The 24,783-nt window shown below is 53.9% G+C and carries 23 protein-coding genes and 1 other RNA gene; 21 read left to right on the top strand and 3 right to left on the bottom strand.

Annotated features, from left to right (window positions below; all coding sequences use genetic code 11):
- Window positions 1–153: 153 nt before the first annotated feature.
- From MKY86_RS22830 to rnpB, 14 genes are all read left to right on the top strand, one after another.
- Entirely contained in the window at window positions 154–573 is a 420-nt protein-coding gene (locus MKY86_RS22830) for a cytidine deaminase (RefSeq protein WP_076075831.1), read from the top strand.
- 215 nt (window positions 574–788) lie between these two features.
- Window positions 789–1,103: a hypothetical protein gene (locus MKY86_RS22825; RefSeq protein ID WP_340827522.1), complete on the top strand. Its 315-nt coding sequence runs from the start codon at window positions 789–791 to the stop codon at window positions 1,101–1,103.
- Window positions 1,104–1,628: 525 nt separating this feature from the next.
- The gene (gene era / locus MKY86_RS22820) at window positions 1,629–2,519 is read left to right on the top strand and encodes a GTPase Era (RefSeq protein ID WP_036724337.1); all 891 of its coding nucleotides are present in this window, start codon (window positions 1,629–1,631) and stop codon (window positions 2,517–2,519) included.
- A 110-nt stretch (window positions 2,520–2,629) separates the two neighbouring features.
- On the top strand, window positions 2,630–2,773 hold the full coding sequence (locus MKY86_RS22815; RefSeq protein ID WP_076075837.1) for a YqzL family protein: 144 nt from the start codon (window positions 2,630–2,632) through the stop codon (window positions 2,771–2,773).
- Between the two features lie 36 nt (window positions 2,774–2,809).
- Entirely contained in the window at window positions 2,810–3,565 is a 756-nt protein-coding gene (gene recO / locus MKY86_RS22810; protein WP_076075839.1) for a DNA repair protein RecO, read from the top strand.
- 446 nt (window positions 3,566–4,011) lie between these two features.
- On the top strand, window positions 4,012–4,899 hold the full coding sequence (glyQ, locus tag MKY86_RS22805; protein WP_036724333.1) for a glycine--tRNA ligase subunit alpha: 888 nt from the start codon (window positions 4,012–4,014) through the stop codon (window positions 4,897–4,899).
- Entirely contained in the window at window positions 4,892–6,973 is a 2,082-nt protein-coding gene (gene glyS / locus MKY86_RS22800) for a glycine--tRNA ligase subunit beta (RefSeq protein WP_076075845.1), read from the top strand. Before glyQ ends, glyS begins: the two co-directional genes overlap by 8 nt.
- A gap of 175 nt (window positions 6,974–7,148) precedes the next feature.
- The gene (locus MKY86_RS22795; RefSeq protein WP_076076338.1) at window positions 7,149–7,628 is read left to right on the top strand and encodes a YaiI/YqxD family protein; all 480 of its coding nucleotides are present in this window, start codon (window positions 7,149–7,151) and stop codon (window positions 7,626–7,628) included.
- 24 nt (window positions 7,629–7,652) lie between these two features.
- Window positions 7,653–9,488, top strand: coding sequence for a DNA primase (gene dnaG, locus MKY86_RS22790; RefSeq protein WP_245368119.1), 1,836 nt, complete (start codon window positions 7,653–7,655; stop codon window positions 9,486–9,488).
- Window positions 9,489–9,528: 40 nt separating this feature from the next.
- A complete protein-coding gene (gene rpoD, locus MKY86_RS22785; RefSeq protein ID WP_036690273.1) occupies window positions 9,529–10,662 on the top strand; it encodes an RNA polymerase sigma factor RpoD in 1,134 nt (377 codons plus the stop codon).
- Window positions 10,663–10,801: 139 nt separating this feature from the next.
- The gene (locus MKY86_RS22780) at window positions 10,802–11,626 is read left to right on the top strand and encodes a hypothetical protein (RefSeq protein ID WP_036724394.1); all 825 of its coding nucleotides are present in this window, start codon (window positions 10,802–10,804) and stop codon (window positions 11,624–11,626) included.
- Window positions 11,623–12,402: a tRNA (adenine(22)-N(1))-methyltransferase gene (locus tag MKY86_RS22775; protein ID WP_076075848.1), complete on the top strand. Its 780-nt coding sequence runs from the start codon at window positions 11,623–11,625 to the stop codon at window positions 12,400–12,402. The genes MKY86_RS22780 and MKY86_RS22775 overlap by 4 nt, the downstream gene beginning before the upstream one ends.
- On the top strand, window positions 12,378–13,493 hold the full coding sequence (locus MKY86_RS22770) for a Nif3-like dinuclear metal center hexameric protein (RefSeq protein ID WP_076075850.1): 1,116 nt from the start codon (window positions 12,378–12,380) through the stop codon (window positions 13,491–13,493). Before MKY86_RS22775 ends, MKY86_RS22770 begins: the two co-directional genes overlap by 25 nt.
- Before the next feature lie 63 nt (window positions 13,494–13,556).
- Window positions 13,557–13,972: RNase P RNA component class A (rnpB, locus tag MKY86_RS22765), an RNA gene on the top strand.
- A gap of 421 nt (window positions 13,973–14,393) precedes the next feature.
- Here the strand turns inward: rnpB and MKY86_RS22760 are convergent.
- On the bottom strand, window positions 14,394–15,608 hold the full coding sequence (locus tag MKY86_RS22760; protein WP_076075853.1) for an aminotransferase-like domain-containing protein: 1,215 nt from the start codon (window positions 15,606–15,608) through the stop codon (window positions 14,394–14,396).
- Window positions 15,609–15,704: 96 nt separating this feature from the next.
- On the opposite strand from MKY86_RS22760, the gene pdxR reads away from it, so the two are divergent.
- Window positions 15,705–17,138, top strand: coding sequence for a MocR-like pyridoxine biosynthesis transcription factor PdxR (gene pdxR, locus MKY86_RS22755; protein WP_076075855.1), 1,434 nt, complete (start codon window positions 15,705–15,707; stop codon window positions 17,136–17,138).
- Between the two features lie 17 nt (window positions 17,139–17,155).
- Here the strand turns inward: pdxR and MKY86_RS22750 are convergent, their stop codons facing one another.
- Window positions 17,156–19,027, bottom strand: coding sequence for a S8 family peptidase (locus MKY86_RS22750; protein WP_076075858.1), 1,872 nt, complete (start codon window positions 19,025–19,027; stop codon window positions 17,156–17,158).
- Window positions 19,028–19,314: 287 nt separating this feature from the next.
- On the opposite strand from MKY86_RS22750, the gene MKY86_RS22745 reads away from it, so the two are divergent.
- From MKY86_RS22745 to thiI, 6 genes are all read left to right on the top strand, one after another.
- A complete protein-coding gene (locus MKY86_RS22745; RefSeq protein ID WP_036724316.1) occupies window positions 19,315–19,812 on the top strand; it encodes a YpuI family protein in 498 nt (165 codons plus the stop codon).
- A gap of 155 nt (window positions 19,813–19,967) precedes the next feature.
- Window positions 19,968–20,183: a DUF1540 domain-containing protein gene (locus tag MKY86_RS22740; protein WP_076075861.1), complete on the top strand. Its 216-nt coding sequence runs from the start codon at window positions 19,968–19,970 to the stop codon at window positions 20,181–20,183.
- Window positions 20,184–20,196: 13 nt separating this feature from the next.
- On the top strand, window positions 20,197–20,607 hold the full coding sequence (locus MKY86_RS22735) for a hypothetical protein (RefSeq protein ID WP_076075863.1): 411 nt from the start codon (window positions 20,197–20,199) through the stop codon (window positions 20,605–20,607).
- 154 nt (window positions 20,608–20,761) lie between these two features.
- A complete protein-coding gene (locus MKY86_RS22730) occupies window positions 20,762–21,472 on the top strand; it encodes a lytic transglycosylase domain-containing protein (protein ID WP_076075866.1) in 711 nt (236 codons plus the stop codon).
- A gap of 114 nt (window positions 21,473–21,586) precedes the next feature.
- Window positions 21,587–22,738: a cysteine desulfurase family protein gene (locus MKY86_RS22725; protein ID WP_076075869.1), complete on the top strand. Its 1,152-nt coding sequence runs from the start codon at window positions 21,587–21,589 to the stop codon at window positions 22,736–22,738.
- A 57-nt stretch (window positions 22,739–22,795) separates the two neighbouring features.
- A complete protein-coding gene (gene thiI, locus MKY86_RS22720) occupies window positions 22,796–24,037 on the top strand; it encodes a tRNA uracil 4-sulfurtransferase ThiI (RefSeq protein WP_076076341.1) in 1,242 nt (413 codons plus the stop codon).
- Here the strand turns inward: thiI and MKY86_RS22715 are convergent.
- Complete coding sequence (locus MKY86_RS22715) at window positions 24,019–24,708, bottom strand: TerC family protein (protein WP_076075872.1); 690 nt, start codon at window positions 24,706–24,708, stop codon at window positions 24,019–24,021. The genes thiI and MKY86_RS22715 overlap by 19 nt on opposite strands.
- Between the last annotated feature and the right edge of the window lie 75 nt (window positions 24,709–24,783).

The following is a 24,783-nucleotide window of genomic DNA, read 5'->3' as shown; positions in this document are numbered from 1 at the left end:
GAGGCGGACCCGCTTTGCGCGCTCCGTCATCTTTAATTAGGATAATATTTTCGGGCCATGCTCCCAAAACTAAGGTTATGCTTACGAAGCGAGTTTTATTTCGAAGAAGATTCGATGAAGAGAGTGCTCAATAAAACTTTCAGGAGGACAATTATGGATTATGCGCTACTTCTTCAGGAAGCGATCAAGGCAAGAGCCAATGCATATATACCTTATTCCCGCTTCGGGGTAGGGGCAGCCCTTCTGGATCAGGATGGCAAAGTCCACCACGGCTGCAATATCGAAAATGCTGCTTACGGTCCCACCAACTGCGGCGAGCGGACGGCCATGTTCCGCGCCATTGCGGACGGCCATAAGCCTGGTACCTTCAAAGCTATCGCAGTTGTGGCCGACACAGACGGCCCCGTATCGCCTTGCGGCGTCTGCCGCCAGGTGATGGTCGAGCTATGCGGCCCCGATATGCCAGTCATTCTCGGCAACCTGAAGGGCGATATTATGGAGACTACGGTCCGTGACCTGCTCCCCGGCGCCTTCGGTCCTGCGGATCTTACGCAGGGGCAGGCTCCGGAATAAGCGTAGGGACAATTGGCAGAATATAGGGACAGGGACCCGAAGGCTGCTGGGTTGGGTAATCTATTGCATAATGTGCAATAGATTATGCTACTATTGCTGCAAAACTGGTTTCTGTTGTATTTCGTACAATAGAATTTGGATAATAACCTGATTATGGGTTGTTTTCAGCAAATCTAATGTATGAAATACAATAGAACCGTTAAAGAGCCTTAGATTTGCTTATTCTGTTGTACAAAATACAATTAAGCCTGCTGGTGCTGGTGCTGGTGCTGGTGCTGGTGCTGGTGCTGGTGCTGGTGCTGGTGCTGGTGCTGGTGCTGGTGCTGGTGCTGGTGCTGGTGCTGGTGCTGGTGCTGGTGCTGGTGCTGGTGCTGGGACATGGGCCAGGCGAGCGTTCCGGTATTCAACGAATCATCCGCGCTTTAGTCAAGCGTGCTCCAGAGTTAACTGTATATTGTACAACTAACTTTCCACTATTCCCGCCAAAAGTTGATTTAAGTGTAATTTGTACAACTATATTCATCGGATAATGCCAAAAGTGACTTTGATGAAGAAAATAGATGTATGAATTACAACTACACTCTAATAACCTCTGTTTTGGAGCAGAATAAGTGTACAAAATACAACTAAGCTGGTTGTGGGCATGGCAGGCTAGTTATTGTGGGAATGCCGGGCTAGATTTTGCGAGTGGGCGTGGGTAGGATTCAGGTATTCAACAAATTAATCTTTCCCGCGCCGCAGTCAAGCGTGTTCCCGTAGGGAACGGTAAGCGTTCATGCTCCGCAGCTACCTGTCCCGCGCCGCATGCTGGTCACAGCCAATCAACCGCGCCGCAGTCAAGCGTGTTCCCGCAGGGAACTAAAAGCGCTCCTGCTCCAGAGTCTCTTACCGCGCTAACCGCTGTGCCCAAGCCAGTTCCGGGTGTCCAGAGGGCCGGGGCCCTTGGGGTCCCCCTTGGCGAAGGGGGATTTAGGGGGATCGAACGCTTTTGACCGAAACGCTTTTGACCGACCGAAACGCTTTTGACCAAGTTGTAAGATAAATAGGAGGATCATATGAAATTCAAATCAGGGTTTGTCGCCATTATCGGCAGACCAAACGTAGGCAAATCAACGCTCATGAACCAGGTAATCGGCCAGAAGATTGCCATTATGTCGGACAAGCCGCAGACCACCCGCAACAAGATTCACGGGGTATATACGGCGAATAATTCGCAGATTGTATTCCTGGACACCCCGGGTATCCATAAAAGACAATCCAAACTGGGCGATTACATGAATCAGACCGCTATGAGCACGCTGCATGAAGTGGAAGCTGTACTGTTCCTCGTCGATGCGTCCGAGGGCATGGGCGGCGGGGACCGTTTTATTGCGGAACAGCTCGGGAGCATTAAGACTCCTGTCATCCTGGTCATGAACAAGATTGACAAGATTGAACCGGAAGCGCTGCTGCCGATGATTACGGAATACAACAAGCTGCATGAGTTCGCCGAAATCGTACCAATCTCTGCCAAGATGGGCAATAACGTCAACACGCTGCTGGAGCAGGTGCAGAAATACCTGCCGGAAGGCCCGCAGTATTACCCGGACGACCAGATTACCGATCACCCCGAGCAGTTCGTCTGCGCGGAGCTTATCCGTGAGAAGATTCTGCATCTGACCCGTGAAGAGGTGCCGCATTCCATCGCCGTGGCGATTGAGGATATGAGCGTGGAACCGAATGGGGTTGTGCATATTTCGGCGGTTATCTTTGTCGAGCGCGATTCCCAGAAGGGGATTATTATCGGTAAGCAGGGAGCGCTGCTGAAGGAAGTCGGACGCCGCGCGCGGACGGATATTGAGAACCTGCTGGGCTCGAAGATTTTCCTGGAATTATGGGTGAAGGTGAAAAAAGACTGGCGTAACCAGGACCGCGTCCTGCGGGATTTGGGCTTCCATAAAGAATGATCACCTCTCCCGCCGCCTCAACATGGCAGGAATTGCACGGATAGATCCTGGGGCATCGCACATCCTACATCTGAAGAGACATCGTATTTCCGAAGAAAGGATGAATACGAATGCGGAATTTTTCGTGGAAGTATTTTGCAATGACTGGAGATCTCGATGCGTATTTGCTGTACAGGGAAGCTGGGGATTCGCCCGAGGGCAGCGGACCGCTGCCGGCGGAGGAAGAGATGGCCATCGATGAAGAAGCACAATAAGGACTGGTTGCTTGCCGAGTGGTTGGGGGAAGAGGCATGCTATACAGGGTGGAAGGGATCGTCATCCGCAGCATGGACTACGGTGAAGGGAACGCCATTATTACGCTTTGCACCGAGAACGCCGGTAAAGTAGGGGTTCTGGTGCGGGGCGCCAAGAAGGTCAAAAGCCGTCATGCTGCCCTGATCCAGTTGTTCACAACAGGTGAGTTCGTGTTCTTCCGCAACAACGGCGGACTGGGAACACTGAATGCCGGCGAGATCACGAAGTCCCATCATCCGCTGCGCGAGGATCTGGTCAAGGCGGCGTATGCATCCTATGCCTGCGAGCTGTTGGACCGGGTGCTGCATGATGAAGAGACAGGCAGCTTCTGGTACCGCCAGCTGACCGCCTGCCTGAATGCACTGGAGGAAGACAAAGAGCCTGGTATTATCAATAATGTATTTGAAATGAAGGTGCTGCAGGCTGCCGGTTATGGGCCTCAGCTCGATTCCTGTATCGTCTGCGGCAAGAACAAGCCGGATGAGGAGCTCAGAATCAGTCCGCGTCTGGGGGGAGTCCTCTGCCGTAGCTGCCGGCATAATGATCCCCCGGCCATGGAGATCTCTCCGCGTGCCTTGAAGCTGCTGCGGATCTTCGCGGCGCTGGATCTGACCAGGCTGGGGAACGTGGATGTGAAGCCGGAGACCCGTGCGGAGCTGAAGACCGTCATGCGGGGATTCATGGATATGCAGCTGGGGCTCAGACTGAAGTCCCAGAGCTTCCTGGACCAGCTCGACAAATACAATATTTGACGAATCGCAAATTATCCGTTACTATAAGTTCAGTTTCTTTTATAAGATTGCCGTGTTTGCTCCAGAACTGGAGAGAGTGCGTGGATCGGGAAAGTAGTGGGCGGTATTGTCGCAGCAGCGAGCCGGGGGTAGTGGAAGCCTGGCGGGACGACGTTCATGAACAGGGCACCCGGGAGTACGGAAGCGGCGACATCAAAAGTGGATTTCGTGATTTTTGCGTAATCAAGTAGGGTGGAACCGCGGGAGAACATATTTGAGCTCTCGTCCCTATGTCTGTTCATCAGGCATGGGGGCGGGAGCTTTTTGGCTTGTGGCTGTGCGGGAGATCCTTCTTCCATCACTTACCGCAGGTACATAGAAGCTGGTGCCGCCTCCATCGCGCAGCAGCAAGAGCCAGTCATAAGCAAGAGGCAGTACACACTTGTAAAGCGAAGGAGCCGGTAGTTATGAACTTTCAGCAGATGATTCTGACCCTGCAGCAATTCTGGGCCGCCCAGAACTGTATTCTCGTCCAGCCGTATGATACGGAAAAAGGGGCGGGCACGATGAACCCTATGACTTTTTTGCGTTCCTTGGGTCCGGAGCCGTGGAAGGTTGCTTATGTGGAGCCTTCACGCCGTCCGTCCGACGGCCGTTACGGGGAGAACCCGAACCGCCTGTATCAGCATCACCAGTTCCAGGTTATCATCAAGCCGTCCCCGGACAATATTCAGGAGCTGTACCTGGATAGCCTGAAGGCACTGGGCGTAGATCCCCTGCTGCATGATGTGCGGTTTGTCGAAGACAACTGGGAGAATCCGTCTCTGGGCTGTGCAGGTCTCGGCTGGGAAGTGTGGCTGGACGGTATGGAAATTACCCAGTTCACGTACTTCCAGCAGGTTGGCGGAATTGAAGCAAGTCCGGTAGCGGTGGAGATCACTTACGGGATGGAGCGTCTGGCCTCCTATATTCAGGATAAGGAAAATGTATTTGACCTGGAATGGGTAGACGGCATGACGTACGGAGATGTGTTCCATCAGCCGGAGGTTGAGCATTCCACCTACACCTTTGAAGTCTCGGACGTCAAAATGCTGTTCACCCTGTTCAACACCTACGAAGAGGAAGCCCGCCGGGCGATGGAGAACCATTTAGTTTTCCCGGCGTATGATTACGTGCTGAAATGCTCGCATACCTTCAACCTGCTGGATGCGCGCGGCGCAATCAGCGTAACGGAACGCACAGGCTTCATTACGAGAGTACGCAATTTGGCCCGCACCGTAGCGGCGACATATCTGGAGGAACGCGAGAAGCTGGGCTTCCCGCTGCTGAAGAAAGAAGGTGCTGACCATGTCTAAGGATATTCTGTTTGAGATCGGTCTGGAGGAAATCCCTGCACGCTTTATCCGCGCGGCGATGGAGCAACTGAAGGACAGAACGGCGAAATGGCTGGAGGCCTCACGGATCAGTCATCAGGGCGTCAGTGCATATGCAACACCGCGCCGCCTTGTCGTACTGGTGAAGGATGCCGCAGAGCGCCAAGAGGATGTAAGCGAAGAGGTCAAAGGCCCGTCACGCAAAATCGCACTGGATGCCAGCGGCGAATGGAGCAAGGCTGCATTAGGCTTTGCCCGCAGTCAGGGCGCCTCGCCGGAGCAGTTCACGTTCAAGGAACTGGCTGGCGTGGAATACATCTATGTGACTAAGAGCAGCACCGGCATCGAGACAGCCTCCTTGCTCTCCGAAGGCCTGGCTGGCATTGTCAGCAGTATGACCTTCCCGAAAAATATGCGCTGGGGCGCTTATGATTTCAAGTTCGTCCGTCCGATCCGCTGGATGGTAGCTCTCTTCGGCCAGGAGATTATTGATCTGGAGATCACCGGTGTCAAAGCAGGCAATGTGAGCCGCGGCCATCGCTTCCTCGGTGAAGAAGCTGTGATCGCAGAGCCTGCTGGATACGTTGAAGCTCTGCGCAGCCAGCATGTGCTGGTAGATGTGAAGGAGCGCGAAGAGCTGATTTTAAGCGGTATTCATAAGCATGCGGAAGAGAAGAACTGGAAGATTGCGATCAAGGAGGATCTGCTGGAGGAAGTCCTGTTCCTGGTAGAGACGCCGACTGTGCTGTTCGGTACGTTTGATCCGGCCTTCCTGAATATTCCGCAGGAGGTGCTGATCACCTCGATGCGTGAGCATCAGCGTTACTTCCCGGTGTTTGGTGAAGACGGCAAGCTGTTGCCGTTCTTCGTAACGGTACGTAACGGGAATGCGGTATCGCTGGATGTCATCGCCAAGGGGAACGAGAAGGTGCTGCGCGCCCGCTTGTCGGATGCCAAATTCTTTTATGAAGAAGACCAGAAGCTGCAGATTAACGATGCTCTGGCCAAGCTGGAGAATATCGTCTACCATGAAGAGCTGGGCAGTGTAGGTGACAAAGTGCGCCGCATCCGTGCCATCGCTGACCGCTTGGCGGTGAAGCTTGAGCTGTCTTCAGAGGCTGCTGCGGAAGTGAGCCGTACAGCGGATATTTGCAAATTCGATCTGGTAACCCAGATGGTAGGTGAATTCCCTGAGCTGCAGGGTACGATGGGTGAGGATTATGCCCGCAAGGCCGGGGAAGCAGAACAGGTGTCCAAAGCGGTCTTCGAGCATTATCAGCCGCGCTTCGCCGGAGATGCTGTTCCTTCTACACAGGCAGGTCTTGTAGTCAGCCTTGCTGATAAAATCGATACGATTGTCGGCTGCTTCTCGATCGGAATTATTCCAACCGGGTCTCAGGACCCTTATGCCCTGCGCCGTCAGGCGGCAGGAATTGTCCAGATCGTACTGGAGCATCAGCTGAGCCTAAGCCTGCAGGAAATTTTTGCAGCGGCACTGGAAGTTCATGAAAGTTTCCGTACAGAGAAACATTTCACCCCTGAACTGCGTATAACTCTGTACGAGTTCTTCGGTCTGCGCGTCAAACGCCTGTTAGCCGACAACAATGTACGTTATGATGTTGTAGATGCAGCGCTTGCGGCTGGATTCGATGATATCGTTGATGTAGTAAGCAGAAGTCTGGCTTTGATGAATGCCGTAACCGATCAGGCTGATTTCAAAATTACTGTGGATTCCCTGACCCGTGTCAGCAATCTGGCCGCCAAAGCTCCGGAGGATGCAGTTATCGACCCGGCCCTGCTTAAGGAAGAAGCGGAACAGAAGCTGTACGCGACTTGGCAGAGTATTCATGAGCCTTACCGCGCAGCCCTTGCTTCCAGACATGCCGCTGAGGCCCTGCAGATTCTGTCGGGACTTGAAGCAGCCGTTACCGGATTCTTCGATTCGGTTATGGTTATGGCCGAAGACGAAGCCGTCCGCTCGAACCGTCTGGCGCTGCTGGCCGGCATTCATACCGACTCCAAGTTGTTTGCTGATTTCGGCAAGCTGGTGTGGTAATTCAGGCAGGTTTTAAGTAATGTTTACGATTTTATGGTATAGATCGAGGGTTTAGGGTATAAATATACGGAACGGTGCCAATGCGTAAGTTGACATTCGTTCCGTATTTATGCTTTACCAAAGAAGGATTTTTGAACGGTTGAGCGTAATATATATTACACAGGAATTTGGTGAGGTGAGCTTGGGAACTTCCCGGCTAAGAAAGATTGTTGTGGACGGGGATGCTTGTCCGGTTAAGCAGGAGATTATTACCGTGGCGCGCGAATTCGGGCTTCCGGTGCTGATGGTCTCCTCCTATGATCATGTGCTGCGGGCGGAAGAAGGCGTTACGGTGGTTCAGGTGGACCGCGGGGCAGACAGTGCCGACCTCTATATCGCCAATCATATTTCTGCAGGAGATATCGTAATTACGCAGGATTATGGACTGGCGGCGCTGGCGCTGGGCAAACGCTGCCTTGCACTTTCGAACCGGGGCCAGGAATATGAGAATTCTACCATGGATTTTATGCTGGAGAGCAGGCATGCCAAGGCGGTTGAACGCAGGCGCGGGCACTATTCCAAGGGTCCCAAAGCGATTACCGCAGAGGAAAAAAATCTTTTTCAACATAAACTGACAAAACTTTTAACAATTTTGCAGGAGAATGTCCAGCTATAGCGAATTATATTTAACTGTTAAGAGATGAAGGTGGTTGAAGTGGCTAGCGGACATGGTCCTATTCCCGAAGAGGTTATCGAGAACGTGCTGGCGCGGCATGATATTGTCGATACAGTCAGCAAGGTTGTCCATTTGTCCAAGCAGGGTAAATATTTATGGGGCCTCTGCCCGTTCCATTCGGAGAAGTCCCCTTCTTTCACTGTCACCCCTGACCGGGGAGTCTTTCATTGCTTTGGCTGCGGTATGGGCGGAAATGCCATCAAATTCAGGATGGAAATCGAAGGATTATCCTTCCCCGAAGCAGTCAGAATCATGGCGGAAGAGAGTGATATCCCTGTTCCTGAGGGGAGAGGCGGGGCGCTTGCTGCCCCCGATCCCGAGCGGGACCGGCTGATTCAGGCGTATGAATTATCGGCGAAGTTTTATCATTTTTTGCTGAAAAACACGGAATACGGCACTGCCGCCATGGATTACTTAAGAACCCGGGGTTTCAGCGACAAAATGATTGACCAGTTCCAGATCGGTTACGCGCCGGACCGCTGGGATACGCTGCTGCAGTTTCTGGAGAAGCGCAGCTTCGATCTCGCCGAGATGGAGAAGGGTGGACTATTGTCTGCCAGAGGGGAAGGCAAAGGATATCTGGACCGCTTCCGCGGCCGGGTTATTTTTCCGATTGCGAACCGCATGGGCAAGACGATCGCCTTCGCCGGACGTATTCTCGGGGAGGGGCAGCCGAAGTACCTGAACTCTCCCGAGAGCCGGTTATTTAACAAAAGCCGCATTCTGTACAATCTGCACCAGTCCAAAGCATCCATCCGCAAAACGCGGCAAATCGTCCTGTTCGAGGGATACGGTGATGTCATTTCGGCTTGGGAGGCAGGTGTGCAGAACGGGGTAGCCACGATGGGAACCTCGCTCACCGAGGGTCACGTGGGCTTGATGAAGAGCCTTGGAGATGAGATTGTGCTTGCCTATGATGGAGATAAGGCTGGACAAGCTGCGGCCCTTAAGGCCATTCCTATCCTGGAAGCCAGCGGTCTGCGGGTCAAGGTAGCCCTGCTTCCCAGCGGTCTGGACCCGGATGAATTCATCTCCCGGCATGGCGGGGACAGATTCAGGGAACAAGTGATTGACTCTGCCGTGTCCTCCATCAAATTTAAGCTTATATATCTGAAAAAAAACCATATACTCCTAGAGGAAGACGGCAAAATTGCCTATGTCAAGGAGGCTCTGGAGATTATCGCCGGGCTCCCTTCTTCAACGGAGCGGGAGGTGTACCTGCGGGAAATCGCCTCCGAGCTTGAGCTGTCCTACGACAGTCTGAAGCAGGATTGTAATTTACTTCGGGCCTCCATGCAAAAAAACAATCCCGAAGGGGATAATAACGATAATAGGTGGAATAATGGTAGGCATAAAAAAGGGCAAGTGCAGACACCTACCTTACTGCCTGCTTACCATGTTGCGGAACGGCGCCTGTTATCATTCATGATTCAAGATCCGGAAGCGGCGGCCTATGTGGGTGAACGGCTCGGAGAAGAGTTCAATATTGATGATCATGCGGCAATCGCTGCTTATCTATATGCTTATTATGCGCAAGGCAAACCACCCGGCATCAGCCGGTTTCTATCATCGCTTCAGGACGACCGTCTGGAGAAGACCGCAACGGCCATCTCCATGATGGATACTCCTCCAGACTGGAATACCCAGGTTCTGGACGATTGTATTCGTGAAGTGCGGAAGTATCCTCTGCAGCGCAAAATTGAACCCAAGCGTGAAGAGATGATTCAGGCGGAGAAATCCGGTGACTTTTTGCGTGCAGCACAAATAGCAAGTGAAATTTTAGCCCTAGAGAGACAATGAGCTGTTGACAGGATGTACCTAGGGAGGAGGGAGTCGAATTATGGCGAACGATCAGCACACTGAACTGGAAGCGGAATTTACTCTGGATCAGGTTAAGGATCAGCTTATTGATCACGGGAAGAAAAGATCATCACTTAATTACAAAGATATCATGGAGAAATTGTCGCCATTTGATCAAGACCCCGAGCAGATGGAGGAATTCTACGAGCAGCTGAGCGATCTGGGGATCGAGGTTGTCAATGAGAACGATGAAGAGGTGAACAGCCTCCGTCCAAGCGAAGACAATGAGGACAAAGAAGGAGACGACTTCAGCTTCGACGATGATCTGTCGCTGCCTCCGGGGATCAAGATCAACGACCCCGTCCGGATGTATCTGAAGGAAATCGGCCGCGTGCCGCTGTTATCGGCTGACGATGAAGTGGAACTGGCGATGCGGATCAAGAATGGTGATGAGGAAGCGAAGCGGAGACTGGCAGAAGCGAATCTGCGGCTCGTGGTCAGTATCGCCAAGCGTTATGTCGGACGTGGCATGCTGTTCCTGGATCTGATTCAGGAAGGCAACATGGGTCTGATCAAGGCCGTTGAGAAGTTTGACCATAACAAAGGCTTCAAATTCAGTACTTATGCAACCTGGTGGATTCGTCAGGCGATTACGCGTGCAATTGCTGACCAGGCGCGTACGATCCGTATTCCGGTGCATATGGTTGAAACCATCAACAAGCTGATCCGGGTCTCCCGCCAATTGCTGCAGGAGCTGGGACGCGAGCCGTCGCCTGAAGAGATTGCAGCGGAGATGGAGCTTACCGTTGAGAAGGTTAGAGAGATCATGAAGATTGCCCAGGAGCCGGTATCGCTGGAGACACCGATTGGTGAGGAAGATGATTCGCATCTGGGAGATTTCATTGAGGACCAGGAGGCGCTGGCGCCTGCGGATGCAGCGGCATATGAGCTGCTGAAGGAACAGCTGGAGGATGTGCTGGACACGCTGACTGAGCGTGAAGAGAATGTGCTCCGCCTGCGCTTCGGACTGGATGACGGACGGACGAGAACACTTGAGGAAGTGGGCAAGGTGTTCGGCGTAACCCGCGAGCGGATTCGCCAGATCGAAGCCAAAGCGCTTCGTAAGCTGCGTCACCCCAGCCGCAGTAAGCGGCTGAAGGATTTCCTCGAATAGACCTTACAACCTGGACCTTCTGCTGCACGGTGGCAGGAGGTCTTATTATGTTGTCAAGGGGATTCACCAATGCTGGAGCCCCGCCGTGTGCGGGAGCTTATAATGTAGTGATGGCAAGTTCTGGAAAGAGGGATGCCGGTTGAACCTGGAGAAACGTGATACTATATTAAGAGAAATTCAATACTGGAGAAGAAGCAAGCTTTTGCCCGAGCAATATTGTGACTTCCTGACTAATCTGTATGATGATCAGGCAGAGGTGAAGGACAGCAATCCGGTATCGTTACGGAATCTCCAGCAGGGAAGCATCAAAATTTGGCTGTTTGGTTTTGGAATTATTTCCTTGATTTTCTTGATTAGTCTTTATTTTAGCGTTTTTCCCTGGCCTTTGCAACTTGCAACAGCGCTCAGTGTCCTAATTATTTGTTATGGATATTCAGCGATTTACCTGAACCGCAACAAGACAATCAGTCTGATGCTGGCGGGAATTGGCAGCATTTTAACGCTGGGATTCGGACTGTGGCTCATTGAGCTGCATAAGCTGGATGCTGATTTTTGGACACCGCTGCTGATTGCGGCCTGCGGGCTGCTGTGGTGTGTGCTTGGTTTTTTTCTGCGCATCGGGCTGCTTCATTTCTGCGGATATGCCTTCTGGGCTCTGCTCTATGCAGGATTCTTCGGACATGTCCGGCCGGATGCCTCTCTTCTGGAGCTGGAGCTGCTCTGGCTTCCGCTGTGTGTGCTTATGATCTGGATGAGCTGGTTGATGTATCACAAGGTTAGCGGGGTCTCTGGGGTGTACCTGGGGGCGGGTGCTGCCCTCTGGCTGATGCCGGAGGTGGATGCGCTATGGCTCAGAGCGGGATTCCCGGAATGGACCTCGCTGATATTAATACTGAAGATTGCAGTGGGCCTTGCGCTGCTGTTCCTCTTCAGAAAAAAATGGATAACGTGGGTGGCCTCATGAACAACGTAAAATTATCTGACCGGCTTCAGCTGCTGCTGGAGCAGGTCCCTGCGGGCAGCAGACTTGCCGATATCGGCTCAGATCATGCCCTGCTGCCTGTCGCCGCTGTGAAGAGCGGCCGGGTGCCTTCGGCTATTGCCGGAGAAGTAAATCCGGGACCCTATGAAGCGGCGCGTCGTGGTGTTGCGGAAGCAGGACTCGGTGCAAAGATCGCTGTACGGCGCGGAGACGGCCTGGAGGTGCTGGAGCCGGGGGAAACGGACTGTATTACCATTGCCGGGATGGGCGGCTCACTGATCGCGGCGATTCTGGAACGCGGGCAGAAGCTGGGCAAGCTGGCCGGGGTGAAGACGCTTGCGCTGCAGCCCAATGTAGGCGAAGATATTCTGCGCCGCTGGCTGCTGGCTAACAGCTGGGTGCTGGTCTCGGAGCATATTTTGGAGGAAGACGGCAAAATCTATGAGATCCTGACTGCGGTTCCCGAGGGCACTGAAGCGGCGGGGACAAATGAACAGTTGTACAGCGGACGTCTGCTTGCCGGAGGGAAGGTAGCCCTTGATCAGGCGCTGCTGCTGGAGATGGGACCGCTGCTGCTGCAAGCGCCGAATGAAGTATTCGCTGCCAAATGGCAGGGTGAAATATCCAAGCTGGAGAGCATCCTGGCCTCGCTCGCACGTTCGGAGCTGGAGGCGGCTGAGGAGAAGCGCAGCAAGATCAGACTTCAGATTAAACGGATTGCGGAGGTGCTGGAATGTTTGCCAAAGGACAGACCGTAATTGGATATATGGAGCAGCTTGCCCCGAAGCATCTGGCGGAGGAATGGGATAATGTCGGGCTTCAGGTCGGCAGTCTCCAGAAGGAAATTACCGGGGTGCTGGTGGCGCTGGATGTCAATGAGAGCATTGTGGACGAAGCGATTGCCAAGGGCTGTAATCTGATCATTGCCCATCATGCGGTGATTTTCCGGCCGATCAAAGGGATTCTGACGGATACCCCGGCAGGCCGCTTATATGAGAAGCTGATCAAAAACGACATTGCCGTGTATATCAGCCATACGAATCTGGATGTGGCCGAAGGCGGAATGAACGACTGGATGGCCGAGGCGCTGGGCATTGAGAACGGTGCACCGATCAAGGATATTCATACCGAGCAGCTGTCCAAGCTGGTTGTATTCGTGCCGAAGGATCATCACCAGAAGGTGCTGGATGCCATCCTGAACGCCGGGGCAGGCTGGATCGGCAATTACAGCCATTGCAGCTTCAATATCGAAGGCTATGGCACCTTCATTCCCCAGGAGGGCACGGACCCGTATCTCGGCACGCCTGGCAAGCTGGAGCGGGCTGAAGAGGTCCGCATCGAGACGATTGTGCCGCATACGATCCGTAACAAGGTGGTACAGGCCATGCTGAAGGCTCATCCGTATGAAGAGGTGGCTTATGATCTGTATTCCATGGACCTCAAAGGCCGCAGCCTTGGACTTGGAAGAGTGGGGAAGCTGAAGGAGCAGGTGACGCTTGGTGAGTTCATCGATACGGTCAAACGCGGGCTGGATGTGGAGAGCGTGCGGGTAGTTGGAGATCTGGACCGCAAGATCCGCAAGGCGGCAGTCATGGGCGGGTCCGGTGCCAAGTACTACAGCAGCGCTATCTTCAAGGGAGCGGATGTGCTGGTGACCGGCGATATCGATTACCATACCGCACAGGATGCGCACCTCGCGGGAATCGCCCTGATCGATCCGGGCCATAATGCGGAGAAGATCATGAAGGTGAAGGTAGCGGAGTTTCTGGCCGGCAAGCTGACGGAGCATAAGTACGGCACGGCGGTGCATGCCTCGCAGCCGGATACCGAGCCTTTTACATTCCTGTAGGCTATTATTATTTACACTTGTGCGCTGGGCGGCATACCTGTATAATATACAATGTTGTTTCGGAAAGTTTGACAGACAATCGCCGGTATGCGTGAGAGCGTATGCGGGAGGAAAGTCCGGGCTCCACAAGGCAGGGTGCTGGATAACGTCCAGTCGGCGCGAGCTGAAGGATAGTGCCACAGAAATGGACCGCCGATGGCCGCTTTCGGGCGGCACAGGCAAGGATGGAACCGAGGTGTAAGAGACCCCGAGGAACGCTGGTGACTTCGTTCCTGGTAAACCCCATCTGGAGCAAGACCTAATGAGACGCAGCGTCTTCTTCACGGAAGCCGCAGCCTTCGCCTGAGGCGTGTCTAGGTTGGTCGCTGGAGCTGTGCAGTAATGTATGGCCTAGATAGATGATTGTCGCTTATGGTGGGAGGGTAGTTCCCGGCTGAACCACAACGAGCACAGAACCCGGCTTACGGCAAACTTTCCTAACTGACAACTTTTATAAGAACAGTGCAGTAATTAATTATGACACATACAGACAATAAGACGGCGGTCTCCTTCGGGGGCCGCCTTTTTGTCATAAGTCCATATCATACCTCAGCCTCTTCACTCGCGGACTCAAAAGCCGTTAATTCGGGCAATGAGCCTATTTTGTAAGCTATGCGGACTCAGTGGCCCTTAACAAACAAATTTTGCTTCATTTTGCGTTCCCAGCGACCCAATAGCGGCCCCTCAGTCCGTAACGAGTAGAAAAGGTGTATCTTTAGCAAAATAACGTCTTCTCAGTCCACATAGCGTTACAAATGAGGGCTTTGAAAGAGGAGTTCCTGCACAAGACGACCTCTGCGAAAAAGCCATTTCGCAGACGCCGCCAGAGTGGATGTTCCCATGTTCATTAAGCAGATTCCGTTACAACGGCAACAAACGCTCCTCATACCGGGACAGCGCGGTGGACAAGCGCCGCACCGCGAGCGGCAGCAGTTCCGGCCGGGTATGGGTGAAATTCAGGCGCATCGTGTTCTTCATGGGCTGCTCCGAATAGAAGACTTCGCCCGGAACGAAGGCAACCCCTTGCTCCACAGCAAGCGGCAGCAGCTCGGCGGTATGTATCCGGGCAGGCAGGCTTAGCCACAGGAACATGCCGCCGCGCGGCTCCAGGAAGGATGTATCCTGCCAGCTCTGTGAAGCCAGCTCTGCCGAGAGCAGCTTCATCCGTGACTTGTACTCCCGGGAGACCAGCCGGATATGGGCTTCAAGGTCGAAGGACAGCAGCAGCTCATGCAGGGCGCGCTGATCGATGGTGCTGGAGTGCAGATCGGCGGCTTGCTTGGCTCTGGCGATCATCCTGATCAGCCCGGCGGGACCAGCGATCCAGCCTGTCCGCAGTCCCGGAGCTACGATCTTGGAGAAAGTACCTGTATAGACTACGCAGGTATCCCCGCCCAGATTCCTGTCGATGGCTGCGAGGGTAGGCGGATACGCTTGCAGGGATTCATCGAATCTAATCTCTCCGTAAGGATTATCCTCCAGCATCAGCACACCGTATTTCCGGCATAGCTCCACCACTTGTTCACGGCGTACTTTGCTCCAGGTTGCGCCAGAAGGGTTATTGAAAGTGGGAACGGCATAGAGGAGCTTAGGCCGGTGTGTGCGAAGCTGCTCTTCGAGATGCTCCGGCAGCATCCCTTCCTCATCGCTCTTTACAACTTGGATGTCTGCTCGGTAAGAACCCAGTACCTGCAAGGCGGCGAGATAGGTCGGTGCCTCTACAAGTACGGTGTCTCCAGGATCAAGCAGAATTCTGCATAGCAGATCTATGGCCTGCTGGGAGCCGGTAGTGAGGATCATTTCATCGGAGGAGACAGGGATGCCCTGTTGCCCCAGTCTGGCGGCAAGCTGTTCACGCAGCGGAAGATAGCCTTCTGTCAGTCCGTATTGCAGCGCAGAACTGTCGCCGCTCAGAACTCGGCTGTAAGCTTCCCGGATCGCTTCTGCCGGAAACAGTTCTTCGGCAGGCAGCCCGCCAGCAAGCGAGATGATGTCCTTACCCTGTGTGATCTTAAGGATATCGCGGACTGCGGAGGACCCCAGATGGTTCGTTATATCCGCATAGTTGATCTTCATATTCATGCTCCCTGCTATTCTGAATTTTGTAGTATCATAACGGTATAGCGGTATAACAGTAAAGCGATAAATATAACAGTTGGGAGGAGACGGACCATGCATATTGATTTACTCCGCAGCGGTGACAAATCGCTGCCCCGGCAGATCAGTGAGACGATCGCGCAGCGGATCACCTCGGGACTGCTCCAGCCGGGCACGCGGCTACCGTCCGTTAGAGGTCTGTCTTCCTCCTTGAAGGTAAGCCAGGTAACGGTAAGCAAGGCTTATGCTGACCTGGAGCTGCGCGGACATATTCTGTGCAGCCAGGGGAAGGGCTGCTATGTGGCAGAACGGGACCGGAGCAGGCAAGGGGCAGAAGCAAGGTGGCAGGACGGTTATGATGACTATCTGCCACGGGCCCAGCTCTGGCGTAACTTCGATTATTCTGAGGTGGACTATCCCTTTCATCTGGCCTCCATTCACAGCAGCCTGCTTCCGCTCGGGCCGATTGGCACGACCATGGCTGCACTTGTGAAGGAGCAGCCTGAGCTGATGGCCACCTATGGTAATTTCCAGGGTGACCCGGAGCTGCGCGAGGTGATGCGCAGGCACCTGCAGAACCGGGGAATCCAGCTGGGCGCGGATGATTTGATGATCACAAGCGGCGCCCAGCAGGGGATCGATCTGGTCGCCCGGACCTTTGTCGGTCCGGGGGATACGGTGTATCTGGAGGCGCCCAGCTATACGGGGGCGATTGATGTTTTTGCCGGGCGGGGGGCTGAGATGATCTTCGTTCCGATGGACGGGGACGGCATGCGCGTGGACCGGCTTACAGCGATGTGTGACCGGAGGCCGCCTAAGCTCATCTATACCAATCCGACCTTCCAGAATCCGAGCGGGGTCACAATGAGCATGCCAAGAAGACAGCGCCTGCTGGAGCTTGCCCGCAGCTACCGCTGTCTCATTGTGGAGGATGATCCGTTCAGTGACCTGTATTTCCATCAGCCGCCCCCGGCGTCCATTAAATCGCTGGATACCGCCGGGCATGTAGTCTACATGAAGAGCTTCAGCAAAGTCCTTGCCCCCGGCTGCCGGATCGCCTGTGTCGCCGCTGAGGGCAATATTCTTTCCCGGCTGATTGCCGCCAAGTCGGCCAGTGATCTGGGCAGTCCGCTGCTGACCCAGCGGGCAGTGCTGCCCTTCATCGAGCGCCAGTATGACGAGTACGCAGCGAAGCTGCGGTCAGCGCTGCGTGTCCGCCAGGAGGCGGCAGCGAGGCTGCTGAAGCAGAATGCTCCGGCCGGGGTAACCTGGCAGCTGCCGGGGGGCGGGCTGAATCTGTGGCTGCAGCTGCCGGAATCCCCCGGGATTGAGCAGCTGCATGCTCTGGCCGAGCAGGAAGGGATCTCCTTCCTGCCGGGCGATGTCTGCTATGCCGGGGATATACCCTCCAGGCATATCCGGCTGAGCTATTCGCAGCTGACGCAGGAGGGGATGGAGCGCGGACTCCGCCGGTTCCTGCTGCTGCTGGAACGGCATCTGCGCTCTTAACAGCTAACGTGCGCAGCTTATTGTATGGAATCGAGCTGTTTGCCGACCTGCTGCGGGAACAGCTGGAGCGGAACCTGGCCTCCTCCTGCCGCCTGCAGGGTACGGTAGATATCCACCTGGCCCCAGCCGTAATACTTATCATGGCCGGCGGTGCCCAGATCAATGGCATTAGAGGTCAAGAGCGCGGTAACTTCCTTGTTTGTCAGTGCAGGGTTCAAGGAGCGCACCAGTCCGGCCAGCGCCGCTACATGTGGACTGGCCATCGAGGTGCCGGATAACGCCGCATACTGATTATCGGGATAGGTGCTGGCAATGCTCTCCCCGGGTGCAGCCACATCGATGTAATCCCCGTAATTGGAGAAGGAAGCACGCTCTCCCGCCGCATTCGTTGCGGCGACTGCAATCACCTCTTCATAGGCTGCGGGATATCCCGGCCGCTCCGTATTGTCATTGCCGGAAGCGGAGACAATCACTACATCCCGGTCATAGGCATACTTAATCGCATCATGCAGAAACTGCGAGTCGGCATAGTTGCCCAGGCTGAGATTAATCACCTTAGCCCCCTGATCTGCCGCCCAGATAATGCCTTCGGCCACCGAATAGGTGGTGCCCGCCCCTGAATTATCCAGCGCTTTTACCGGAAGGATCTTGTTATACCAGCTGATGCCGGCGACCCCTTCTTCATTATTGGTTAACGCTCCAATGATGCCGGCCACATGAGTGCCATGTCCAACATCGTCGTCCGGCGTACTGCCGCTGGTAATCGCATTGTAGCCCTTTAGCAGCTGCCCCTTCAGATCCGGGTGGTTCGCTTGAACACCGGTATCCACAACGGCGATTACGATCTCCTTGCTGCCCTTGGACAGGTTCCAGCCCTGCGGGGTTTCAATCGCCGGCAGATTCCACTGGTAAGTTGAGAAGAGCAGGTCGTTAGGGGTAATCACATTAGCTCCCGTATTTTCACTGACCGTATCATTGGTTAAGTACATATAGTGAGGCTCTGCGTACAGCGGATGCCACTTATTGGCGAAGTAAGTCTTGAGCTGGGAGTAACTCATCTTGTCTGACCGGAAAATATAGGCATACCCCAGCTTGCGCGGCTCCTTGCAGCGGATATCGGCAGCGATGGTCTGAAGCTGTGCCGCTGTGGGATGTCCATTCGGGAAGCGGACGACGATCTCATTCTCGTAGTAATGGCTGGCATTCTCATTGTCATGTCCAGTCTTGACCGTGATGTCCTTCAAGGTATCGGCATGGACGGATTCTACCCGGTACTTGCCTTCCTTCGGGTACGGAATGAGCCGCAGATTCTTCAGCTGATGCAGCGCAACGCGGTCCAGAATCTTTTGGTTAATCAGAGCGATGACAGCCACTTGTCCCTCCCGGTTTCGTTGGGCCACGAAATAATACTTTTTGTCGCCGATGATGAACGAGGGGGATTCATAGGATTGGTGGCCTTTAATCGCAGATTTGGCGGTGTTCAGATAATGAAGCAGCTGCTTATTCTCCTGGTCGGTTCCTTCCGGCAGCGCAGATTTGAAGGTGGTTGTCTTACGGGTGTTGAAATCAACCATCATCAGCATGGTAATATGCCCGTGCCCCTGCTGAAGGCTCTCGGCATAAGCTGAGATAGCTTCAGGGGAAGCATGATGCATATCGGCCAGCAGTGTGCTCAGATGTCTGTGCACATCGACTCGGTTCAATTTGTCAGTGGCCGCTACATCCTGCACAAGGGTGGTTTTCTTGATCACTTTTTCCTGAGCGGGATTAGGCACAGACGCTTGCCGAAGGGTGCCGCCGCTGCCTTCCGGCCGCAGGGCGAAGGTGAGCAGCAGTACGGTCAGCGCGGCAGTGACTATACCGGCGATGGTTAGATTTTTACGTGACATGATTTCCGCTCCTTCCTTGTCGTTTCATATACCTGTTAGGGTTCGGAGCTGAAGCTGGTTTTATTCATCTTACGAAAAGGCTACCGCCGTCCTTGGTTTTATGTTAATATCAAAAAGAAAGCGCCTTCCGGGGCTTGTACTTTTCTTTTTAGAAGAAGGATTCTTTTCCGGTATCCGTACGGTGGAGGCTTAGGAGATTTTGTGATACTATCAAGAGAGTACAACTGCAATGTCTAAGTGTCATTAACAACTACTAATGCAAGGAACAATAAGGGGGAGCAACCGCCATGTCAGCAGTAAGTGTGCAGAAATTGTGTGAATCGACGAGAGAGAAGCTTAAATCCGTTATCGACAAAATGGAACTGTTCCTGAATGAGCATGCACTTCCGCAGCTTGTTACCGAAGAGGATGAAGAAACGCTGCATTTCTATCGGGGGTTCTTGTCCGATCTCCGCCATCTGCTGGTGTTCTCGGAAATGTCTTATGAGAAGCTTGGGCTTGCATTGCGCCGCGCTACCTTCGATGAACCTTTCGCGCAAAAAGCGCTATATAATGTATATCATCTAGGAGTTAATAACTTCTTCTATCCTAAGAATGAGAGTTATTCGGAGGATGGACGTTACGCTTATACCGGTCAGGATGCGATCCGTTTCCGTAAGAAGCCTGTGCGTCCGGCACGCGATATCATTATGGAGATTACCAAGGTCTATGAAGAATTGCGCGATGATCTGACTTATTATGAGAATGATTATTTGACAGAGAAGCGGATGCAGAATCAGGTGTAATCCATTCTCCGGTCTATATTTCTATTTCTGTAAAAGACTGTCCCAACTGCCGATATGGCTGCTTGGGGCGGTCTTTTTTGTCGTCTTAAGGCAGGGAGCCCTTAGCCGCATATCCAGAATTCACAGCGGGCATAATACATGACGAGGTGATCATTATGACAAAACCGCTTGTGAAGTGTAGTGTAAGCAACTGTCATTTTTGGGGAGAACAGAACCTGTGCCGTGCCGAGGAAATTGTCATTGAGATCGATCAGCATGCAGGCAGCCGTTACATGGAGGAATACGCAGAGGAGCTGACGGCGGGTAATCATCATGATCATGCCGGAACCTCGTCCGCAACCTGTTGTCTGACGTTCAAGCCGAACGCCTGAGAAGGAGGCCCTTATGGATAATCCGAATGATGAACCCAAAGTGGACCGTTCCGCCCGCAGAAAGGTGATCCTGCGCCCGCGCAGCAGAGTCGATTACCCCCGCCGGGACCGAAGCCACAATGAGGAGTATGCCGCCGAGCTCAGTCCGCTCCCGTCGCAGCTTCAGAGCACTATGGAACGGAGCGGCGAAGCTCAGCGGACAACAGGCCGCGTAATAGAGGGAGAGGACAGGAGTATCGGCTATATCGGCCTGGGCTTCGGTGTAGTATCCTTATTCATCTGGTCCATTATATTGGGGCCGATTGCCGCTGTTCTGGGGTATTATGCCTATGCCAGAGGACAAAAATCAGCCGGGGCCTGGTCGATGGGGCTGGGGATTGTATCTACTTTAAGCTATTTTGTCTTAATTCCTTTTGCCCGTTAGAGCAGCTGAATCTGCACATCCGATTTTCAAAACAGGCTATCAGACCTAACTATGCAGGTCTGAGGTCTGTTTTTTCGCTTAGGCATATAGTAATTGCTGTGAATAAATAGTAAAGTTCAAATATAAGACTTCGCGTGAAAGAGGGAATGAATGCATGTCAATCAATGCCGCTGCGCCAAGCGGTCAGTTGAAATGGGTAGACCTGAGAAGCTCAAGCATGAAGCGTGAGGATACCAAATCGAACCCCGGAGTGACCGGTGCCTCGGCGGCGGCGTTCACTGCAATGCTTCAGCAGGCAGCCGGGACGTCTCAAGCCACTGACAGCAGCAATAAAAGCACATACGTTGCTCTTGCAGGTACCTCTTCGATGGATAATCTGCTGTGGCAGCAGCTTGGGGAAACAGCAGAACCCAAAAGTGACATTTCCGGGGAAATAACGCAGACCGTGCCGACGGATTATGAACAGCTGATTCAGACTGCCAGCGCGAAATATGGCGTTCCGGTTGATCTGATCAAGGCGGTTATTGATACGGAATCCTCCTTTAATCCCAATGTTGTATCCTCTGCCGGTGCCAAGGGACTGATGCAGTTAATGGACGGAACGGCTAACGGACTGGGTGTCTCTGATCCCTTCGATCCTGCCCAGAGCATTGACGGCGGCGTACGATACCTCTCGTACCAGCTTAAGCGGTATGACGGACAGGAGAAGATGGCGCTGGCCGCCTATAATGCCGGACCGGGCCGGGTGAACAAGCTTGGAGTCAGCAGCGATGCTGAGCTTATGGCGAACATTTCCGGGCTTCCGAAGGAGACTCAGGCCTACATTGCCAAAATAGAACGCGCCCGCGCGCAATTCGCGGTATAATATAAGGATCAAACGGAATCTGCCCCCTGCTTCTTTTGGGAGACAGACCGTTTGATCCTTTTTGCAACATATAAGCAGTTATGAATTCTGATCAACAAAGGAGAACGCAGATATATGCTGTATTGGGATTATGCCGCTGCTGCCCCTCCCTATGAGGAGGTTGTGCAGACGCTGGAGCAGGTGATGAGGAAGCACTTCGCAAACCCCTCTTCCCTGCACCGGGCGGGAGAAGAGGCGGACAAGCTGATCAAGCGTGCGCGTGAGGTGTGCGCAGCTGCGCTTGATGTGCTGCCGCAGGAAATACTATTCACCTCGGGTGCTACTGAGAGCAACAATCTGGCGGTCAAAGGTGCTGCGCTGCAGTATCAGAGCAGAGGGCGGCATATTGTGACCACGGAGCTGGAGCATCCTTCGGTCTACGAGAGCTGTCTTCAGCTGCAGAAGCTGGGCTGGGAGGTTACCTTCGTAGCACCTGACCCTCAGGGAGTGGTCGAACCCTCGCGGATTGCCGCTGCGGTCCGGCCGGATACGGTGCTGGTGAGTGTGATGCATGTGAATAATGAGATCGGCACGGTACAGCCGCTGCGTGAGATCGGACAACTGGTCAAGGCGGTGAACCGCCGGACGCTCTTCCATGTAGACGGCGTGCAGGGCTACGGGAAGCTTGAGGCTCCACTGAAGGCCTGGCAGGCAGATCTGTACAGCCTGTCCGCGCATAAATTACGCGGGCCGCGCGGGACGGGCATTCTCTATGTCAGAGAAGGCGTCACGCTGTTTCCCTTGTTGACTGGCGGTTCCCAGGAACAGGGCAAGCGCGCCGGGACAGAGAATGTGCCGAATATTGTAGCTTCAGCCAAGGCCATGCGGATGAGCGGAGAACAGCGGGAGGCCTTCAGCGACCGGATTCGTCCGCTCAAGGCGCAGCTGGAGAATTATATAGCAGGGATACCGGAGCTTGTACTGAACAGCATGGAGGACGGGGCGCCGCATATTGTCCACTTCTCTTACCCCGGCATGAAGGGGGAGGTTCTGGCCCGCAGGCTGGAGGAGCTCGGGATGGCGGTTGCCACACGCTCCGCTTGTTCCTCGCGCCAAGCCGAGCCGAGCCGGATTCTGCTGTCCATGGGCAGGGATACCGCTGCTGCGCTTGGCGGCATACGGATCAGCCTGGGGGACAGTCATACGCAGCAGGATGTGAGCCAGCTGGAGCAGGCGCTGCTGGCAGCCGTTCAATCCTTGAAGATTGCAGAAGGAGGCATGAAATAACCAATGACAACAACAGAGACAGGTAGCGGAGCACATAATGGCGGATACGGAAGCAGCATGGACTATGCCGATATGCTCCTCCTGCGCTTCGGGGAGTTCATTCTGAAAGGAAAGAACCGCAGCCGGTTCGAGAAGACCGTACTGCGGCATGTGAAGGAGATGGTGAAGCCTTATCCGAACGTGAAGCTGACCCGGGAATTCGGGCGGATCTACGTCGAATTGAACGGTGAACCGGCAGGAGAATTAACAGAGGCGCTCGTAAACGTATTCGGGATCGCCTCGATTAGCCCGGTAAAGGTCTCCCGGCCGGAATTCGGCGATATTCTTGCGGCCAGCCGGACCTTCCTCCACCTTATTGCTCCGGCGGCGGGAACCAGCTTCAAGGTTAGCGCGCGCCGGGTGTGGAAGGGCTTCCCTTACGGCTCTATAGAGATGAATAAGCTTATAGCTACACCGCTGCTCCAGGGTTATCCGGGTCTGCTGGTAGATGTGAAGTCTCCCGATCTGGAGCTGAAGATTGAGATTCGAGAAGGTCATACTCTTATTTTCTGTGAGAATATTGCCGGAGTCGGCGGCTTCCCGCTGGGAACGAACGGCAAAGCGATGCTGCTGCTCTCCGGCGGAATCGACAGTCCGGTTGCGGGCTGGTCATCCATGCGCAGGGGGCTGGAGGTAGAGTGCGTCCACTTTTACAGCTATCCTTATACGAGCGAGCTTGCCCGCCAGAAGGTTGTAGATTTGACCCGTATCTTGTCACGTTATGCTGGTGTGATCAAGCTGCATTTGGTTCCGTTTACGGAGGTGCAGACCTCTTTTACCGGGATCGGGCAGGATAATCTGATTATTACACTCATGCGCCGGGCTATGCTGCGGATTGCTACCGCCCTTGCGGAGAAGGAAGGGGCGCTTGCGCTGATTACCGGCGATAGTCTGGGCCAGGTGGCCAGCCAGACCCTGCCAAGTATGAATGTGATCGGGCGTGCAACGGCTCTGCCGCTGCTGCGTCCGCTGGTGATGATGGACAAGAGTGAGATTGTGGAGCTTTCGAAGACCATCGGTACGTATGACTTGTCCATCCTGCCATACGAGGATTGCTGTACACTGTTCGTGCCCAAATCACCGACGACGAATCCGAACCTGCGGATTGTAGACAAAATTGAAGCGACGCTGCCTGGCTATCAGGGCTTACTCGATACGGCGGTTGCCGGAACCGAGACCGTACTCATTACACCTTATGGCAATGAGAAGCCGGAGGATTTAGTGCCAGCGCAGGCAGGACTTCAGGAAGAGTGGTTCTGAACAGCAAAATGTGTCCGGCGGCGCTTCCAGTGTCCCGCAGCCAGAATACCTGCAATGACTGCGGCGATGAACAGAACATGCAGCAGCGGATGTGACTTGAAGTACGGGGCAATGACCTTCTCGCCGGAAATCATAGTGGAGGCTGTGAAGCCGAGTACGCCTGAGCCGAGATAGATAATCCATGGATATCGGTTGATTAACCGGATAAACAGGGTACTTCCCCAGACCACAATAGGCACACTGATGAGCAGGCCCAGCACTACTAGTGTAATATTATGATTCGCTGCACCGGCAACAGCAATGACGTTGTCCAGTCCCATGGCTGCGTCGGCGATCACAATTGTCCTAACAGCCGCCCACAGCGTTCCGCCGGCCTGAATATCTGTCTCTGCACTGCCGCCGGACAGCAGCTTATAAGCAATAAGGATCAGCAGCAGCCCGCCGATTGCCAGCAGCCATGGAATCTTGAGCAGCCACACCACAAGAATCGTAGCGATAATCCGCAGGATCACTGCACCGCCTGTGCCAAGCAGAATCGCCTGCTTCTGCCGTTGTCCTTGCAGGTTCCGCGCGGCCAGGCCGATGACAATGGCATTGTCGCCCGCCAGAATAAGATCAAGGAACACGATATTCAGCAGAGATAATATGAAATCCGCAGCGGATGTATTCATCCCGGGTCACTCCTATAGGTTTGGTGGCTTGCATTCCCCTTGCGGCCATTCCGGCCGGAGACTATAGATATACGC

Origin of the sequence: Paenibacillus sp. FSL R7-0333 (assembly GCF_038000365.1) — a bacterium.
Classification (GTDB): domain Bacteria; phylum Bacillota; class Bacilli; order Paenibacillales; family Paenibacillaceae; genus Paenibacillus_AQ; species Paenibacillus_AQ silagei.
The sequence above is the reverse complement of the archived record's forward strand: the minus strand, read 5'-3'. Positions and strand labels throughout refer to the sequence as shown.

Coding starts and splice junctions, on each gene's coding strand:
- MKY86_RS22830 (WP_076075831.1), top strand. CDS start 154: ATGGATTATGCGCTACTTCTTCAGGAAGCGATCAAGGCAAGAGCCAAT.
- era (WP_036724337.1), top strand. CDS start 1,629: ATGAAATTCAAATCAGGGTTTGTCGCCATTATCGGCAGACCAAACGTA.
- MKY86_RS22815 (WP_076075837.1), top strand. CDS start 2,630: ATGCGGAATTTTTCGTGGAAGTATTTTGCAATGACTGGAGATCTCGAT.
- recO (WP_076075839.1), top strand. CDS start 2,810: ATGCTATACAGGGTGGAAGGGATCGTCATCCGCAGCATGGACTACGGT.
- glyQ (WP_036724333.1), top strand. CDS start 4,012: ATGAACTTTCAGCAGATGATTCTGACCCTGCAGCAATTCTGGGCCGCC.
- glyS (WP_076075845.1), top strand. CDS start 4,892: ATGTCTAAGGATATTCTGTTTGAGATCGGTCTGGAGGAAATCCCTGCA.
- dnaG (WP_245368119.1), top strand. CDS start 7,653: ATGAAGGTGGTTGAAGTGGCTAGCGGACATGGTCCTATTCCCGAAGAG.
- rpoD (WP_036690273.1), top strand. CDS start 9,529: ATGGCGAACGATCAGCACACTGAACTGGAAGCGGAATTTACTCTGGAT.
- MKY86_RS22775 (WP_076075848.1), top strand. CDS start 11,623: ATGAACAACGTAAAATTATCTGACCGGCTTCAGCTGCTGCTGGAGCAG.
- MKY86_RS22770 (WP_076075850.1), top strand. CDS start 12,378: ATGTTTGCCAAAGGACAGACCGTAATTGGATATATGGAGCAGCTTGCC.
- MKY86_RS22760 (WP_076075853.1), bottom strand. CDS start 15,608: ATGAAGATCAACTATGCGGATATAACGAACCATCTGGGGTCCTCCGCA.
- pdxR (WP_076075855.1), top strand. CDS start 15,705: ATGCATATTGATTTACTCCGCAGCGGTGACAAATCGCTGCCCCGGCAG.
- MKY86_RS22750 (WP_076075858.1), bottom strand. CDS start 19,027: ATGTCACGTAAAAATCTAACCATCGCCGGTATAGTCACTGCCGCGCTG.
- MKY86_RS22745 (WP_036724316.1), top strand. CDS start 19,315: ATGTCAGCAGTAAGTGTGCAGAAATTGTGTGAATCGACGAGAGAGAAG.
- MKY86_RS22740 (WP_076075861.1), top strand. CDS start 19,968: ATGACAAAACCGCTTGTGAAGTGTAGTGTAAGCAACTGTCATTTTTGG.
- MKY86_RS22735 (WP_076075863.1), top strand. CDS start 20,197: ATGGATAATCCGAATGATGAACCCAAAGTGGACCGTTCCGCCCGCAGA.
- MKY86_RS22730 (WP_076075866.1), top strand. CDS start 20,762: ATGTCAATCAATGCCGCTGCGCCAAGCGGTCAGTTGAAATGGGTAGAC.
- MKY86_RS22725 (WP_076075869.1), top strand. CDS start 21,587: ATGCTGTATTGGGATTATGCCGCTGCTGCCCCTCCCTATGAGGAGGTT.
- thiI (WP_076076341.1), top strand. CDS start 22,796: ATGGACTATGCCGATATGCTCCTCCTGCGCTTCGGGGAGTTCATTCTG.
- MKY86_RS22715 (WP_076075872.1), bottom strand. CDS start 24,708: ATGAATACATCCGCTGCGGATTTCATATTATCTCTGCTGAATATCGTG.